At 58.7% G+C, this 15,991-nt stretch carries 20 protein-coding genes and 1 tRNA gene; 6 read left to right on the top strand and 15 right to left on the bottom strand.

Going from position 1 to position 15,991, the window contains the following annotated elements; translation table 11 throughout:
- The first annotated feature begins 53 nt into the window (after positions 1-53).
- Entirely contained in the window at positions 54-581 is a 528-nt protein-coding gene (locus HX823_RS12130) for a DinB family protein (RefSeq protein ID WP_177074995.1), read from the top strand.
- Here HX823_RS12130 and HX823_RS12125 read toward each other — a convergent pair.
- Entirely contained in the window at positions 553-1,026 is a 474-nt protein-coding gene (locus HX823_RS12125) for a GFA family protein (RefSeq protein ID WP_177074994.1), read from the bottom strand. The genes HX823_RS12130 and HX823_RS12125 overlap by 29 nt on opposite strands.
- 195 nt (positions 1,027-1,221) lie before the next feature.
- On the opposite strand from HX823_RS12125, the gene HX823_RS12120 reads away from it, so the two are divergent.
- The gene (locus tag HX823_RS12120; protein WP_177074993.1) at positions 1,222-1,503 is read left to right on the top strand and encodes a hypothetical protein; all 282 of its coding nucleotides are present in this window, start codon (positions 1,222-1,224) and stop codon (positions 1,501-1,503) included.
- Here the strand turns inward: HX823_RS12120 and HX823_RS12115 are convergent, their stop codons facing one another.
- The 5 genes from HX823_RS12115 to HX823_RS12095 all read right to left on the bottom strand — a co-directional run bounded on the left by HX823_RS12115 (position 1,504) and on the right by HX823_RS12095 (position 5,846).
- Positions 1,504-2,151, bottom strand: a complete 648-nt coding sequence (locus HX823_RS12115; protein ID WP_177074992.1) for a DsbA family oxidoreductase — start codon at positions 2,149-2,151, stop codon at positions 1,504-1,506.
- A 172-nt stretch (positions 2,152-2,323) separates the two neighbouring features.
- On the bottom strand, positions 2,324-2,692 hold the full coding sequence (locus HX823_RS12110) for a hypothetical protein (protein ID WP_177074991.1): 369 nt from the start codon (positions 2,690-2,692) through the stop codon (positions 2,324-2,326).
- A 247-nt stretch (positions 2,693-2,939) separates the two neighbouring features.
- On the bottom strand, positions 2,940-3,698 hold the full coding sequence (locus HX823_RS12105; protein WP_177074990.1) for an SDR family NAD(P)-dependent oxidoreductase: 759 nt from the start codon (positions 3,696-3,698) through the stop codon (positions 2,940-2,942).
- A gap of 142 nt (positions 3,699-3,840) precedes the next feature.
- Entirely contained in the window at positions 3,841-5,286 is a 1,446-nt protein-coding gene (locus HX823_RS12100; protein ID WP_218169752.1) for an MFS transporter, read from the bottom strand.
- Positions 5,287-5,372: 86 nt separating this feature from the next.
- Positions 5,373-5,846, bottom strand: a complete 474-nt coding sequence (locus tag HX823_RS12095; RefSeq protein ID WP_177074989.1) for a nuclear transport factor 2 family protein — start codon at positions 5,844-5,846, stop codon at positions 5,373-5,375.
- A 127-nt stretch (positions 5,847-5,973) separates the two neighbouring features.
- On the opposite strand from HX823_RS12095, the gene HX823_RS12090 reads away from it, so the two are divergent.
- On the top strand, positions 5,974-6,828 hold the full coding sequence (locus tag HX823_RS12090; RefSeq protein ID WP_038844550.1) for a LysR family transcriptional regulator: 855 nt from the start codon (positions 5,974-5,976) through the stop codon (positions 6,826-6,828).
- Positions 6,829-6,919: 91 nt separating this feature from the next.
- On the opposite strand, the gene HX823_RS12085 is transcribed toward HX823_RS12090, so the two are convergent.
- A tRNA-Leu gene (locus HX823_RS12085) sits at positions 6,920-7,006 on the bottom strand.
- 214 nt (positions 7,007-7,220) lie between these two features.
- Between HX823_RS12085 and HX823_RS12080 the strand changes: the two genes are divergently transcribed.
- Positions 7,221-7,571, top strand: coding sequence for a DUF2388 domain-containing protein (locus tag HX823_RS12080; RefSeq protein WP_177074988.1), 351 nt, complete (start codon positions 7,221-7,223; stop codon positions 7,569-7,571).
- A 17-nt stretch (positions 7,572-7,588) separates the two neighbouring features.
- Here the strand turns inward: HX823_RS12080 and HX823_RS12075 are convergent, their stop codons facing one another.
- Entirely contained in the window at positions 7,589-7,918 is a 330-nt protein-coding gene (locus HX823_RS12075) for a hypothetical protein (RefSeq protein WP_177074987.1), read from the bottom strand.
- Between the two features lie 77 nt (positions 7,919-7,995).
- On the opposite strand from HX823_RS12075, the gene HX823_RS12070 reads away from it, so the two are divergent.
- Positions 7,996-8,601 carry a cysteine hydrolase gene (locus HX823_RS12070; protein WP_177074986.1) on the top strand — a complete coding sequence of 202 codons (606 nt, stop codon included), beginning with the start codon at positions 7,996-7,998 and terminating at the stop codon, positions 8,599-8,601.
- Positions 8,602-8,640: 39 nt separating this feature from the next.
- Here HX823_RS12070 and HX823_RS12065 read toward each other — a convergent pair whose 3' ends face one another.
- The 6 genes from HX823_RS12065 to pstS all read right to left on the bottom strand — a co-directional run bounded on the left by HX823_RS12065 (position 8,641) and on the right by pstS (position 13,758).
- Positions 8,641-9,234, bottom strand: coding sequence for a hypothetical protein (locus HX823_RS12065; RefSeq protein WP_038844558.1), 594 nt, complete (start codon positions 9,232-9,234; stop codon positions 8,641-8,643).
- Entirely contained in the window at positions 9,234-9,932 is a 699-nt protein-coding gene (locus HX823_RS12060; RefSeq protein WP_177074985.1) for a hypothetical protein, read from the bottom strand. Before HX823_RS12060 ends, HX823_RS12065 begins: the two co-directional genes overlap by 1 nt.
- A 27-nt stretch (positions 9,933-9,959) precedes the next feature.
- Positions 9,960-10,721 (bottom strand): phosphate ABC transporter ATP-binding protein PstB, encoded by a 762-nt coding sequence (gene pstB, locus HX823_RS12055; protein ID WP_033902990.1) that lies wholly within the window; start codon positions 10,719-10,721, stop codon positions 9,960-9,962.
- A 76-nt stretch (positions 10,722-10,797) separates the two neighbouring features.
- Positions 10,798-11,691 carry a phosphate ABC transporter permease PstA gene (gene pstA / locus HX823_RS12050; protein ID WP_033902991.1) on the bottom strand — a complete coding sequence of 298 codons (894 nt, stop codon included), beginning with the start codon at positions 11,689-11,691 and terminating at the stop codon, positions 10,798-10,800.
- Positions 11,691-12,656 (bottom strand): phosphate ABC transporter permease subunit PstC, encoded by a 966-nt coding sequence (pstC, locus tag HX823_RS12045; RefSeq protein ID WP_016978032.1) that lies wholly within the window; start codon positions 12,654-12,656, stop codon positions 11,691-11,693. Before pstC ends, pstA begins: the two co-directional genes overlap by 1 nt.
- A gap of 73 nt (positions 12,657-12,729) precedes the next feature.
- Positions 12,730-13,758: a phosphate ABC transporter substrate-binding protein PstS gene (pstS, locus tag HX823_RS12040; protein ID WP_016978033.1), complete on the bottom strand. Its 1,029-nt coding sequence runs from the start codon at positions 13,756-13,758 to the stop codon at positions 12,730-12,732.
- A 185-nt stretch (positions 13,759-13,943) separates the two neighbouring features.
- Between pstS and ppk2 the strand changes: the two genes are divergently transcribed.
- Positions 13,944-14,861, top strand: coding sequence for a polyphosphate kinase 2 (ppk2, locus tag HX823_RS12035; protein WP_025999860.1), 918 nt, complete (start codon positions 13,944-13,946; stop codon positions 14,859-14,861).
- Here the strand turns inward: ppk2 and HX823_RS12030 are convergent.
- Entirely contained in the window at positions 14,858-15,976 is a 1,119-nt protein-coding gene (locus HX823_RS12030; RefSeq protein WP_177074984.1) for an acyl-CoA dehydrogenase family protein, read from the bottom strand. The two genes, ppk2 and HX823_RS12030, sit on opposite strands and share 4 nt — an antisense overlap.
- Positions 15,977-15,991 lie beyond the last annotated feature (15 nt).

Below are 15,991 nucleotides of genomic sequence, written 5' to 3'. Positions count from 1 at the left end.
CCGGGCGGTCCCGGCCTATCATGACGCTATCGCGACTTCGAGAGAAAACCCAAGTGAACCGGACTGAGCACATCGCACTGATGGCGAATTACAACCAGTGGATGAACCGCAAGCTCTATGACGCGGCCCTGACATTGACGGACGCGGAGCTGGCAATGGACCGACAGGCGTTTTTCGGCTCGATCCTCGGCACCCTGAACCACCTGGCGCTGGGCGATACCGTCTGGCTCAAGCGTTTTGCGCAGCATCCGGCCGTCTATGCAGCGCTGACCCCGCTACAGGCAGTTGCGACACCTATCGACCTCAAACAATTGGCCTTCGCGGATATACGCAAGCTGGCAGCCCATCGCACCTGGCTGGATCAGTTGATCGTCGACTGGTGCCACACCGTGCAGGAGACCGATCTGGACCATCGCCTGCATTACAGCAACATGCGCGGCGTCACGGCCGATAAGGACTTCTTCAGCCTGCTCGTACACTTTTTCAATCACCAGACGCACCACCGGGGCCAGGCCACGACCTTGCTGACCCAGGCGGGGCTGGATGTGGGCACTACGGACTTGCTGGCGCTGATCGACTGAACTCGGCGTAAGCCTGCATCAAGCGCGGGAACTCATGTGGCTCGGGCAACTGCGCAAAGCTTTCCACCGCTGGGGTGGAGGCCCAGGGCAGCTTCTCGCGAGTCCATGTCTCCATGAAAGGTACGTAACCGCTGGCATTATCCAGCAAGGCAGCGCGCACATTGACGAACTCATCGATGCCATGGGGCCGCGTGAACAGCCAGCTCATGCATTGGGGGCAGAAATAATGGCGATCCACGCCCTGCATACCGCCGATCACCGGGCAACCCTGGGTCACCGTGAAGCCGCTGGCGGGAATCAGCGCGCTCAGTGAGAACGCGCTGGAAGACATCTTCTGGCAGCCGGTGCAGTGGCAGGCCATGGTGATCACCGGGGCGGCACTCACGCTGAAGCGCACACGCTCACAACGGCAACTGCCCTCATATGGCAGGGTCTCGACGCTCATCATTGCTTCCTTATTCTTGATGGGTGGCCTGGCAGGTTAGCTTCAGGTGCCAGGCTTGAACAGGCCCAGGGCGAAAACCGAACGCTGTCTCAGCGTTCGGGTCGTAACCCTAGGTGCCGAGGTTTTACAGCCCCGCCCTCCCCGCGCGCATTGTGAGTCTATCGATGTGCGTACCCCCAAGAAGGAGACGCTGACATGGTCATTCACTTCAAGGTTGCAGGTCACTTGGCCTGTGGCCACCACGGCACCAACCTCCCCTCCAGCACCGAGCTGAACCGGGTCAAATGCCGTACCTGTCGCAATACCGATGCCTACAAAGAAGCGCGCCGCACCCAGCGCAACGCCGCCCGCCGCGCCAATCGAAAAGCCAAGACTCAGACCCACGTTGACTGGCGCAGCGAGTGGACGCAGCGCCTTACCGACTTGCCTGGTTTGCAGCGTTTGCCACGCGGGTTCAGTGGGCAGCCATTCGTGTAATCACGGCGCAACCGCTATTTGCCTGATGGCTTGTTCGTATTCCTCGACGGACTGTGAACCAGCCACCAGGTGACGCCCATTCATGACCATGGCCGGGACAGAGTTGATGCCGCGCCTGCGGTAAAAATCTTCAAGCTCACGGACTTCAACGGCGAACTCCCCACTGTCCAGCACCCCTTGAGCGCGTGCAGTGGAGAGCCCCGCTTCACCGGCAAGACGCACTAAGGTGTCGTGGCTGCTGATATTTTCCCCATCACTGAAATGCGCCTTGAACAGAATGTGCTTGAGCGCGACTTGGCGACCTTCAACTGCCGCCCAGAGCAACAGTCGGTGCGCGTCGAAGGTGTTATAGAAGTGAGTACGCTTCGCCAAGTCGAACCTGAAGCCCAAGGCGTTACCGCGGTCGATCACCATGACATTACGCGCGGTGACTTCGGCCAAGGTGCGGCCATATTTGCGCATCATGTGTTCGACAGCGTTTTCGCCCTCAGGCGGCATATCCGGGTTCAGCTCGAAGGGTTTGAACGCCAGCTCCACGGTAACTTCGTCCGCCAGGTTCGCGATGGCCTGTTGCAGCGCTACCGCGCCGAGTGCACACCATGGGCACATCACATCCGACACGAAGTCGATGCTGACAGGACGAGTCACGATAGGCACTCCAACAGGTTATTGCGCCATTCGATGGTATTGAACAAGGGCATCAGTAATTCTCCAATTCGCGCCCTGCCGGGATGACAGAGCGGCGAATGGGAAGAACTCTAGGAGGTTGTACCGGATGAATAAATACAGGGGCAGGCACTTCATTTGTACTTCAGTGTAATCAGTTTGCCGATTGCTTAAAGGCCACGCTGCGATTGGTTAATATGCTTTCCAAATTGGCGGGCTCTACACTCACATGGGTTTTGCGCCTGATCTCTTCCAAACCCAGCTCTATCCGATAGTTGCAAAGATGATCAAAAAGCCTGTCGTGAGTCTCAGAAATCGCCGCCCCTTCATTTTTCGCGAACAGGATGTGAAGTACGGCCATCAAGGGGAGTGACAGGCACTCATCTGAATCATTTTCGAAAAAATCCTCCATCTGCGCGGATAACACCTCCAGCCAATGGTCGCTCAAGTTACAAGGCAGGGTCGACTCCGGCCCGTTTCGCATGACCTCTTTAGAGAATGATTTGAGCAGATCTTCACTCATGAGCAGTACCCTCATTTACCTATCTGGGAGCCTAAGATTTAACAATTCGGCAGAGGTCATATGGAAGCAAAGCTCGCGTCTGAAGCATCCTGATTTTTTGAGTGCAAATTCGTACACGCCTCGACTGATTCTTGAAGTCACAGCTAACGACTTGTTGTAACAGGCTGGTCAATGTTTCTGCGGGGGCACCGCGACCTGAGACGTACTAAGCAGCCTCTTGTGAGGCTGCTCAGGGTTTATCGGGTCTCTAGATTTGCGACAGGCCTCCGTCCACCATCAGTTCCACGCCGTTGACGTACTTGGCATCGGCCGAGGCCAGGAACAATGCCGAAGTGGCAATCTCTTCAGGCTCAGCCATATAGCCCAGCGGCGTCATCTGCTCGACGTGTTGGCGCAGCGCGGCGATTTCGTGCGCGCTCATCTTCAACCCATTGTCCTGAATCGGGGTGCGGGTAAAGCCTGGGCTGACGACATTTGCACGAATTTTGCGGCCCTTGAGTTCATTCGCCCAAGTACGGGCAAAGGAGCGCACGGCTGCCTTGGAGGCGTTATACAGGCTCAGCCCTTCCATGCCGTTGCTTGAACAGATCGAGGCGGTCAGAACGATGGACGCACCGTCTTTCATCAGCGGCAGTAAGGTTTGGACACTGAAGAAGACGCCCTTCACATTGATGTCAAACACGTTGTAGTAGGTGGACTCGCTGGTTTCGCCCACGGGGTTTTTTTCGCAGATCCCCGCGTTCGCGAACACTGCATCGACCTGATCGTGCTGTGCTTCAATCATTGCCTTGAGCTTGTCGAGATCCGCTTGGCGGGTAACATCGGAGAGCACCGCGACGGCCTTGTCGCCCAACCGGGCAACCGCTGCCTCCAGGGCACCGGCTGACCGGGCTGTGATGTAGACGCGCTTGGCCCCCTCGGCAATCAAGGCGTGCGCCATCGCAAAGCCGATCCCCGTGGAGCCGCCGGTGACGACGGCAACCTGACCACTGAATTTACCTGACATATCTGACTCCTCACGATTGGAGACCCATTGTGCGAGGGAGCAGGAAAACGCGGCACTGGCATAAATGAACATTGCTCGTACATTTTTGTGCAGTGAAAAAACCAGCTGGTCACCTGCAGTACTACGCGCGGCCGGGTTAGGCTCAAGTTTCCAGCCCAGGTGTATAGCCAGCGGGTCGCCAAGCGAGCGTGACGCCCAAGCCGGCACCAGCGGCCAGGCAAACGGCAATGCACAGGTTCGCAACGATGAAGGCGTGGGTGATCGCGGCTGGATCGGTGCGCGAACCGAGAACGGTATAGAACACCCCGCCAATTACGGCGACGCTGAGGGCCGTGCTGACTTGCAGGGTCGAACTGGCGATGCCGGCAATCATGCCCGAATAGGCCGGCGCAACGCTGCCGGTGACCATGCGCATCAACGTCGGCAGGGCCAGCCCTTGCCCCAGCCCAATCATAAACAGAGTCGCTCCCAGCCCCACCGGCGCCAGTGGCGCACCGACGGGTGTCGCAGCGATGAGCCAGACCAGCGCAAGCAACCCGATGGACTCCAGCGCCATGCCGAGCGGATTGACATAGCCGCCGAGTATGCGCCGCCCCAACGGGGTCAACAGGGGGCCGACCAGGAACCCTGCGCCAAATGGCAGGAACACCAAGCCGGCGCTCAGCGCAGAGGTGTGCAACGCCTGCTGCAGGTATACCGAAAACAACAGAAAGAACACGCCAATTGAGTAAAACAGCAATGCAACCAGCAGTGCGCGGCCCAACCTGGGGGCGGTCAACGCGGCGGGCGCAATCAGCGGCACGCCGCCGGAACGGCTCAGGTGAGTTTCATAGCGCCAGAACAACCGCGCCAATACCGGTACGGCAAGCAGCGACACCCACGACCACCACGGCCAGCCTGCTTCCCTGCCCACGGTCAACGGCACAATGAGCGCGCCGAGGCAGGCAACCGACAACGCCATGCCGCCCAGGTCCAATTGCGTGGTATGACGCAATTTCACGTCCTTCAGCAGGGGAATGCCAAACAGCACGACCAGCGCCGCCACCGGCAAGTTGACCAGGAAAATCGCCCGCCAGCCCAAACCCATGGGATCGAGGGAAATCAAGATGCCGCCCAGTGCCTGGCCGATCACGGAGGCCAGGCCGAAGACAGCACCATATAAGCTGAGCGCGAGCGGCTTTTCCGACTCGGGAAAAATCGCCTGCACCGACGCCAGCGCCTGCGGGGCCATCACGGCGGCCGTGACGCCCTGTAAAGCGCGTCCGGCGACCAACACCCAGGGCGACCCGGCAAAACCGCACAGCACCGAGGCGGCCGCAAAACCAATCAGCCCGAACAGAAACACACGGCCTCTGCCGTACAGGTCCCCAAGTCGTCCGCCAGTGATCAGTGTCACGGCATACAGCGCGGCATACGAGGAAATGACTAGCTGCTCGGCGGAGGCCGAGCCGCCCAATGCTTCGCGGATCGACGGCAGTGCGACATTGACGATAAAGAAATCCAGCGGCGGGAGGAACGCGCCGACCAGCAAAACCGCGAACATTGCCCAGCGGCGTGGGTCAGGCTGGGAAACAGCAGTGCGCAACATGGACATACTCCATACACAATCAGTCAGGGTTGGGCTCTGCGTCATCCGCCAACTCAAAGGGGCGCGCATCCCAAACGGCTTCTGGTTCAGATAGCGCCGAACGCTTCCGAGCCCGCGATGGGCTTCCAGTTTTCCAGTGGCGTCAGGAAGTGCAGCTCGAAGCGTCGCTTGGTAAACAGCCATTGGCCTTCGCGTCGTTCGAAGCAATCGTGATAAAGGCCACTGACCTGCACCGGACCTTTTTCGAGGTCATGAAACAAGCAGTCAGCTGCGACGGTTGCCGTGGCGACATCACCCTCGATACGAATCAGCGGGTTGGCCATCCAGTGGTGCATGTGGGGCATCTTTCGCCAGCTGTTGTGTGCCATCGCGACAATACCTTCCGGGCCGGCGCCTTCGCCAAAGCCTGGCAGGTCCAGCACGGCATCGGCATGCCAGATCGTGCGTAACAAGTCAGGGTCCAAGCGATCAAACGCGTTGGCGTAGGCAGAGATGAGTGATTCGATGGCTGCACGGCTTTCCAGGGCCTCCAGTCGAGCGGCCAGGGTTTCAAGGTTCATGCGGGTGTCCTTCTGTGGGTGCAGGAGTCAGGCCTGAAACGGCTTGCCCGCCATTGTGCGAGCCCAGGGGTTGCCGCGGGACTGCCATTACTGCATCTTCACTGTTCACTTTTGTACGGGGTAAACCATGGAATGGAATGACTTGCGCGTCTTCCTGTCCATCGCACGCGGCGGTTCGCTGGGTGCCGCCGCCAAGCTGTTGGGCGTCAGCCATCCCACCGTGGGGCGACGCCTGCACGTGTTGGAGCAGGCCGGTGGCGAGGTGTTTTTCCGCCGCACGGCGTCTGGGTTGGTATTGACCGACAGCGGTGAACGCATTTTTGAACTGGCTGAGGAAATGGAACGTAGCGCACTGGCAATCGAGCGACGCATCGCGGGCGAAAGCGCCCAGCTTGAAGGCCAGTTGCGGATCTCATCGGCGGACTGGTTCGCCAGTTATGTGCTAGGCCCCGTCCTGGGTGAACTCGCCCGGCGCCATCCCTTGATCGTGCCCGAGGTGATTGCAGGGCATCGCTTGTTCGATCTGACGCGCCGAGAAGCGGATATCGCATTTCGGATCGTCCCGTTCACCGAGCCCGACATCGTCCAACGACGGCTCGTTACGCTGAGCTACGGGCTGTACATGAGTGCCCAGGCGTCATTCCCGCTGCAAACGGATGGTGAAGGCCTCGGACTGATCACCATGAACACTGCACAGGCGCATTATCCCGACGTCCTCTGGTTACAGGCCTCGTATCCGCGAGCCAGAACCGTGTTTACCAGCAGCAGCCGGACGGTTCAGGCGCAGATGTGTGGGCTCGGACTGGGCGTTGCCGTACTGCCCCGCGCGCTGGGTGATCAATTGCCCGCGCTAAAACGAGTAGACACCGGCGAGGCGCCACCGGGCCGGGATATCTGGATGGGCTATCACCACGATATGCGACAGATGGACCGACTGCGTGCACTCGCCGACCTGGCAGGCGAGATGATCGGGAGTGCCTGAGGAAAGACGCCCCGTGAAAACAAAAAAACCTGCACAAGGCAGGTTCTCTGTGGGTTTCAGCGACTTCCTGGGATGTCGTGAAACCAAATGATGGTGCCCGAACCCGGAATCGAACCGGGACGCCCTTACGAGCGGGGGATTTTAAGTCCCATGCGTCTACCAGTTTCGCCATTCGGGCGGCAGCGCGTGTTGCAGGGTTGGGAATATATAGATCCAGTCGCTTTGATGCAAGGTCGAAGGGCGGCTTTCTTACCTCAGGGAGCCAGCAAAAAAGCTTGCTAGATCAGTGAGCTAGGCAAGCATCTGGAGCAAAGCCGGCAAACTCATCCAACGCGATGAGCCCCCTACTCTGTTATCGTGGCGTCCTCCCAACGCAATGGATGCACCGCAGAATGGACTCATGGAAGAGAGTGGTAATCGCCACCTTGGCATTGCTCGGCAATCCAGTCGCGGCGGCTGAAAACAACAACCCATTTCAAGCCGCGCTCATGATCACGTCGGTAGCGCCCTTTATACTTGTCTCCGGCGCCACGGCCTTGACCTCTGCCATTCCCGACCAGTTCAAGTCATCCAAAAGTGATGCACTTGTGTTTATCGGCTCAGAGGGTGAGATCCGTGGCGCGCAGTTTGAGCAGGCGTCGCGCTTCTACCGGTCAAGTTATAGCGCGCCGCTGATGTCTGACATGCAATTGGCTCAGGCCATTGCCACTTTGAATAGCGATTTAGGCGATGTTGGCCGATGAAGCCTGCCTCCCGGTAACTACTCGACGACCGTTTCTGCCGCCGGCGCTGGTTTCTTGAGCGCCAGCGCCGGGTCGGGCACTTCAACCCAGCCCTTCTTCATATACTCAGCGGCGACGATCTTACGGATCAGGAAGCAGTAGATGATGGGCAGCCCGGCAATGGGAATCGCCGCCCAGGGCGGGCCTGCGAGAAAGCCCAGCCCGATTGCGACAGCCCAGATCAGCAAATGACGCCAAAGGCCTGCGAAGAGCAGGTAGAGCGGGCCGAGAAACAATACGGCCAACACCTGGAACGCATCGACTTCTTCGACCTGGTCACTCTCTGGATGTTTGAAATAGCGGGTCATTGCACTGTCCTTGTGGGGGTTAATTCAGTGAATATACTCTGAAGGATCAATCCAGTGACACCTCTCGGAGCCTCATCATGAACCCAAACGCCACCGCTCTTGTCCTGATCGAGTTCCAAAACGATTTCACCACCGCAGGTGGCGTGTTTCATGACGCCGTCAAAGACGTCATGCACCAATCCGACATGCTGGCCAACACTGCAACGACCGTGCAACAGGCACGCGCGCTGGGCGTGAAGATCATTCACCTGCCGATCCAGTTCGCTGAGGGCTACCCGGAACTGACGACGCGTGATTATGGAATCTTGAAGGGTGTTGCCGATGGCGCTGCTTTTCTTTCCGGCAGTTGGGGCGCTGAGATCACCGAGGCAATCAGCCGTGAAACCGGCGATATCCTCGTGGAAGGCAAACGCGGGCTGGATGGCTTTGCCACCACCGGCCTGGACCTGGTACTGCGCAACAACGGCATTCAGAACCTGGTAGTGGCGGGATTCCTGACCAACTGCTGCGTCGAGGGCACCGTTCGATCAGGTTATGAGAAGGGTTACAACGTAGTGACGCTGGCCGACTGCACGGCAACGTTCACCGATGAACAGCAAAAAGCGGCTGAAAACTTCACGCTGTCGATGTTTTCGAAGGTGTTGCGGCATACCGAGTTTCTTGGGGCGTTAAACACCCAGTAAACAAAAGGGGCGACTGATCAATCAGTCGCCCCTTTTGTTTCATCCGTTCAATGTCAGTCCTGGGTATGCTCGCACCGGCATCTTGTGCCGCTGCGGTTGTTGCCGCGCCAGTTGCACCTGAACCTGTGCCACAGCCTCCAGCACACGTTGTGCCCATTGCTCATCTTCCGGGTCAACCACCACCACGCGAAACCCGTGGTCGAAGCCTTCAAGCTGCACGCCTTCGGAATCATCGACATGCAAGTCGATATCGAAAGCCGGTGGGAATTTTGACGGGGTGCTCGTCAGCCCACGTTCGGTCAGGGCCTGGCTATGTCGCACACTGTTGACCACGCCGTCGACATGGATGCCATACAGCAACAACCAACGGCGGATGTAGGATGGTGTGCGGCCTGAGGAGGTGTAGACCCAAACGCTGCAACCCTGGCGACGCAGCTCACGGGTCAGAGAACGGGTGCCGCAGCGCAAGGGCTCGCCCAACCAACGGTGTACACACGCCGGCAAGCGGCTGTGCTCGGTTGCACTGTGGTGCAGCTGACAGGCCAGTGTGTCGTCGATGTCGAACGAAATACGGATTCGCTGACGCTTGATGAACACACGCTTGATCGTGTCGAGCACTGGGTACCTTCCCATCATTGGCCCCCCTGGTGGGCGGGCGCTGGTGTGTCGCTCAGGAAAAACTCGGTTGGATCTGGAGCGTTATCTTCCAGGAACGCTGCGTATTTTTTCTTGATCTTGGGCAATTCGTACAACGCCATTACGCCATGCTTCGCGGAGTTGCGTATCACCGACGACGGGTTGAAATAGCCCTCGGCGTTGTCCAGCGTCAGCACAAACGGTGGCAACCCCTCACGCATCAGCAGGTAGCTGACGATCAGCGACCCACTGCGGTGATTGCCTTCAATGAACAACTGCGGCTTGCTCAGGACTCGCACGTAGACACCGGCTGCTCGCTTCCATACGGATTCGTTATGGTGCTTGCAATACCAGTTATACAAATCCTTGATGCCACCTTCCACATTGTTGAAAAAGTGCACTTCGGTCGCCGCCAGGTGCTGCGCGTATTCCTGCCGGCGCACCGGGTCTTTGCCACAGAGCACCGTGGCATTGATCTCCAGCATCAGGTTCAGTTGCTGGAGGTCGAACAGGTCGACACCGCGCGCAACATAGTCGTCAATCAGGGCATAACCTTCAAGCACATTCTGCAGCACTTCGTCTGTCAGCGGGTCGCGTGGCTCGGTAAAGTCCTGGCTAAGCTGGGCAAAACGGCCCTGTACCTTGCGCAGGGCGCGTTCAATCGCGACCAGATCAAGACGACGTGTTGCAGTCATTGGCAATCCTGAAAAACGATGCATGGGTCAGCTGAATTTGCCGCTGATGTAGTCCCCGGTCATTTGCTCACGCGGGTTTTCGAAGATCTGCGCGGTGGCGCCCATTTCCACCAGATAACCGGTGCGGGTGCCCTGGGAGATGTCCACCGAGAAAAACGCGGTGGTATCGGCCACACGGATCGCCTGCTGCATGTTGTGGGTGACCAGTGCGATGGTGTAGTCCTTCTTCAACTCGACCATCAGCTCTTCGACACGACGGGTGGCGATGGGGTCGAGCGCCGAGCACGGTTCGTCCAACAACAGCACTTCCGGCTCGGTGGCAATTGCGCGAGCAATACACAGACGTTGCTGCTGGCCGCCGGAGAGCGACAGGCCGCTGACCTTGAGCTTGTCCTTGACTTCATCCCACAACGCGGCGCCTTGCAGCGCGTGCTTGACGCGATCACCCAAGTCGCCTTTGTAGCGGTTCAGGCGCAGGCCAAAGGCCACGTTGTCAAAGATGCTCATCGAAAACGGGTTCGGCTGCTGGAACACCATGCCGATGTAACGGCGTACGACGACGGGATCAACGCCCTTGCCGTACACGTCCTGGCCGAGGAAATGCACGTGGCCTTCGAAACGGAAGCCTTTCACCAGGTCGTTCATGCGGTTGAGGCTACGCAGCACAGTCGATTTGCCGCAGCCGGACGGGCCGATGAAGCCGGTGATCTTGTTTTTCTCGATTGGCACATGGCTATCACGCACCGCCATGAAGTTGCCGTAGAAAATCTTGTCCAGCTTGCAGTCCATGACCACAGGCGCCTGGGTGACAAACGGAGCGGCTTTTTGCGCAGTTGAGACGTTCAAAATTCAGGTGCTCCCGTTCTTAGTACTTGGGCTTGCCGAAAATACGGCTCACGATATTCACGACCAGCACGATCATTACCAGCACCAACGAGGCCGCCCAGGCGAGCTCAAGCTGGTTGTCGAAAGGCATGCCGGAGAAGTTGTAAATCAACACGGCCAGGGACGCCGTCGGATTCATGACCGCCAGGCTGCCGTCGTGGTAGATCCAGTAGTTACTGAACAGCGCGGTGAACAACAGCGGCGCGGTTTCGCCGGCAGCACGTGCTACTGCGAGCATCACGCCGGTCAGGATCGCGGGCATGCCGGTGGGCAAGACGATTTTCCAGATCACCTGCGAGCGGGTGCAGCCCATGCCGTACGCCGCGTCCTTCATGATCTTGGGCACCATCTTCATCGACTCTTCAGCCGTCAGCACCACGATTGGCAGCATCAGCACCGCCAGCGCCACACCACCGGCCGGGGCCGAGTAGGTTCCGGTGGTCATCACCACCAAGGCGTAGGCAAACACACCCGCCAGGATCGACGGCAAACCGGTGAGCATCTTGGCGGCAAAGCGCGAAGCGTTGGCCAACTTGCTGTCCGGACCCAGTTCAGCGAGGAAGACCGCAGCCAGAATGCCAACCGGCACGGCGATGGCGGCCGCGATACCGACCATCACGAACGTACCGGCCATGGCGTTACCGAAGCCACCGCCGGTCTCGAAACCGGTGGGGGGCAGTTCAGTGAACACTTCCAGGCTCAGGCGTGCGCCACCGCGGGTGATCAGCATGTAGAGCACGGAAATCAGCGGCACGCTGGCCAACAACGCGCCGAACCACACCAGGGTGGTCAGCACCAGGCTGCGCAAGGCACGGCCTTCGAACCGGCGCTGCAGGCTCGGCATGGCGGTGATGGGCGTAGAGAGATCAGTCATTACTTGGTACCCCGCTGGGCGTAGACCATGATCATCGAACCGATGATGTTCACCAGCAGCGTGATAAACATCAGGACCAGTGCGGCGTACATCAACACTTCGATCTCGTTCGGGCCGGCTTCGGGGAAGTTCAGCGCCAACAAGGCGGCCAGGGTGTTGGCCGGCGCAAACAACGAAAGCGAGATGTTGTTCGCGTTACCCACCAACATGGCCAAGGCCATGGTTTCACCCAAGGCGCGACCCAGGCCGAGTACCAGCGAACCGAAGATGCCGGTCGCGGCAGAGGGCACCATCACCTTGAGAATCGCTTCCCAGTGAGTGGTGCCCATACCGTAGGCGGCTTGCTTGGTTTTCATCGGCACACCGGTGAGGGCGTCCTGGGACACGGCGGCAATGGTTGGCAAAATCATGATGGCCAGCACCAGCGCCGCTGGCAGCAGGCCCGGCCCGCTGAGGGACGTGCCGAAAAACGGGATCCAGCCCAGTTCAGTGTTCAGCCACGCAGTCAGCGGGCGGATGGCCGGGATCACCACATAAATGCCCCAGAGGCCGTAGACCACGCTGGGGATGGCCGCGAGCAATTCAACGATGGTGCGAAACACCGCCGCGAGTTTTGCTGGCAAAAAATCCTGGGTGAGAAAAATCGCCATGCTGACGCCGAAAAAGCCTGCGATCAGCAACGCGATAAGGGCGCTGTAAAGCGTGCCCCAAATAGCTGGCAGAATGCCGTACTTGCCTTGGTTAACGTCCCAGACACTGCCGAATAGCACGTCAAAACCGTGCTTTTCCATGCCGGGAAGTGCCTTGCGTCCTACTTCGAAGACCAGCGCGAAAACCAGCGCCAGCACCAGCACTACGCCTATGCGTGCAAGTGCACGGAAGGTGCGGTCAACCAGGAAATCCTTTGTAGAAGGTGGCTGGCACGCAGAATCCGGGTTAACCGGTACGACAAAAGGTGTGTTCATTGGCTATTTCCGGAACAAGGGGGAAACGCTCCCGGCATGGCTGACAACCCATACCGAGAGCGGCCTGGCGGCCTTACTGGATGTTGGCGGAAGCTTTGCGAACTTGATCGACAACCGATGGAGGCAATGGGATGTAGCCCATCGAGTCGGCGATTTTCTGACCTTCGGTCAGGCTGTACTCAACCATTTCACGCATGGCTTTGGCTTTGGCTGGGTTGCCGTTGTCCTTGCGGAAGATCATCCAGGTGTAGGACGTGATCGGGTAGGACTTGGCGCCATCCGGATCCGGCAGCCAGGCCACCAGGCTTTCCGGCATTTTCACCGCAGCCAGGGCTTCGGCGCCGCTTTCGGCGTTAGGTACAACGTATTTGCCGGCCTTGTTCTGCAGCTGGGCAAAGTCAACCTTGGCCAGTTTGGCGAAGCCGTATTCGATGTAGCCAATCGCGCCTGGAGTCTGGCGAACAGTGGCGGTTACACCGTCGTTTTTCGGCGACTTGATGAACTTGTCGCTGGCTGGCCAGTTAACGGTGTTGCCTTCGCCCAGGTCTTTCTGGAACTCAGGGTTGATTGCGGCCAAGTGCTTGGTGAACACAGCGGTGGTACCGCTGGAGTCTGCGCGCACAACCACGGTGATCGGCATGTCAGGCAGTTTCAGGCCTGGGTTGGCGGCAGCGATCTTGGGATCGTTCCACTTGGTGATCTTGCCCAGGAAGATGTTGGAGTACACATCGCGTGGCAATTTGAGTTCTTTAGGATTGCCCGGCAGGTTGAACGCCAACACGATTTCACCAGCGGTCATCGGCAGCAGTTGCGCGCCTTCGGCCACCTTGGCGATGTCTTCGTCTTTCATGGCCGAGTCGCTGGCGGCGAAGTCGACGGTTTTGTTCAGGAAGTCCTGTACACCCGCACCGCTACCTTTGGATTGGTAGTCAACGGTGACACCCTCGGTTTTTTTGCTGAAATCCTTGAACCAGGTGAGGTAGATCGGCGCTGGGAAACTCGCACCGGAACCGGTGAGGCGGATGCTCTCGGCAGCAAACACCGAGGTGGCACTGAGAGAAACCGCAACGGCGAGTGCAGCAGACTTCATCAGACGTTTCATTCAGGAAAATCCTTGTGATTTCGGGCCCGGGAACTCTGCAACATTCTTGTTACGGTTTTATGAACGTGGGGTGGCAAAACGCCTGGTTGTCCCCCTCTCCCACCGCAATCACGACAATTGATGTCATTGGTTAGTAACAAAATGCGACTAAGACTTTGCCATCCCCCACCACGCGAGTTCCGCCCATGTCCTCAATAGAAGATGCCTTGATGCAGCGCATCCATCGTGAATTGCTGGATCACAGTGACGAAGAGCTGGAACTGGAATTATCCGAAGACGGGCACGACCTCAACGCGCTGTTCGACGAGCACGTCGGTGAAAGCGCCGAAAAAGCCGCGCGCAGGATCTACTTCAGCGAACTGTTCCGCCTGCAGGGCGAGCTAGTGAAATTGCAGAGCTGGGTGGTCAAGACCGGTCACAAAGTGGTGATCCTGTTCGAAGGGCGCGATGCCGCCGGCAAAGGCGGTGTGATCAAGCGCATCACCCAGCGCCTGAACCCGAGGGTCTGCCGAGTGGCCGCCCTGCCCGCGCCGAATGACCGTGAACAGACTCAGTGGTATTTCCAGCGCTACGTCTCGCACCTGCCGGCCGCCGGCGAAATCGTGCTGTTTGATCGCAGCTGGTACAACCGCGCCGGCGTCGAGCAGGTCATGGGGTTCTGCAACGCGGACCAGTACGAAGAGTTCTTCCGCACCGTGCCGGAGTTCGAGCGCATGCTCGCCCGTTCCGGCATTCAGTTGATCAAGTACTGGTTTTCCATTTCCGACCAGGAACAACACCTGCGCTTTCTTAGCCGTATTCACGACCCGCTCAAGCAATGGAAGCTCAGCCCCATGGACCTGGAGTCGCGTCGGCGCTGGGAGGCCTATACCAAGGCCAAGGAAATCATGCTCGAGCGCACCCACATCGCCGAAGCGCCGTGGTGGGTGGTGCAGGCGGATGACAAGAAGAAAGCCCGGCTCAACTGTATCCACCATTTGCTCGGGCAGATGCCGTATGAAGAAGTCGAGCTGCCGGTGATCGAACTGCCGCAGCGCGTGCGCCAGGAAGACTACTCCCGCAGCCCGACACCACCGGAACTCATCGTGCCGCAGCTCTACTAACTGAGCTGATCACACAGGAACGGCACACTGGCGAGCCGTGAAGTGGGGTGAAACGCCAGTACCCGCGTGGCCACCAACAGGTAAGCGACTTCCTCGGAGGACATGAACGCCATGCCGCCGAGGATTTCGAAGGCGCGGGTACTGATGCGGTTGATCGCCTCTTGCACCGCAAAACGCGTGGCTTGCGCGCGCGCCAGATCCGCGCGCAGGAACCGGTTCTGGTCGATGGCAACCGCCAGGCCGCGTATCGCCATCGTGGCGCCCTGCAGATCAATCAGCAGCATGGCGCGATCATCCTGCGAGCCTTTGTTGCACGCCAATGCCCTCGACGCCAACGCAGACGCCATGCCCAGGTAGGACGCCGACGCAAGCAGTTGGAACCAGATCGCAAACAAGTGCTCACCCGTGCCCTGCTGCACATCGTCCAGCTGGTTATCCACGGCCTTGCTGAAATACATCATCGCCTCTGGCACCAACAGCTGGTTGAAGATCACTTCATGGCTGTCGGCGGCCTGTAGATGCGGCACCGACCAGAACTTTTTCCGCTGGATATTCGGATCACCCGCCAACCCCAGGCCGATGCCTATATGGGTCTGGCCTTGCGGGTCGACGTAGTTGACGCCAAAGGTGATCGCGTCAAAGTGATGGGTCATCGTGCAGGGCTTCTTGCTGCCGCTCACTCGATAACCCGCGGCTGTTTTTTCTACGGACAGCGTGGACTCCAGGATATTGGCGTGCGCCCGCCCCTCGGCAAATCCCGAGGCGACCAACAGGTTGTCGCGAGCGACCACGCCGAGCATTCCCTGGATATCGGGAAAGAAACGACTTGCCGCCATCATGCCGGCCACCGTGTGATGGTGCATGGTCATCATCACCGCCAATGAGGGGCAATGGGCGCCGACCCAAGTGTGTACCTGAGCCAGGTTGACTGCGCTGATCCCGCCGCCACCAAGTTCCTTGGCGATGGAAAGCCCTGGAGCGCCCACTGTTTTTAATAACGTGGCCAGTTGTTTAGACTCGCCACGTTCAAGTTCAATCAGCGAGGCCGCTTCAAGAACAGGCACCAGCTCAGGAATATAGGCTAAAGCGGCATCTCTTTCATCACTTAGAAACATAATAAACGAACCCTT

The sequence above is a fragment of the Pseudomonas sp. P7759 genome, from assembly GCF_013386445.1.
Lineage (GTDB): Bacteria > Pseudomonadota > Gammaproteobacteria > Pseudomonadales > Pseudomonadaceae > Aquipseudomonas > Aquipseudomonas azotoformans_A.
Note: the sequence above shows the minus strand (reverse complement) of the source record. Positions and strands in the feature narration are given on the sequence as shown.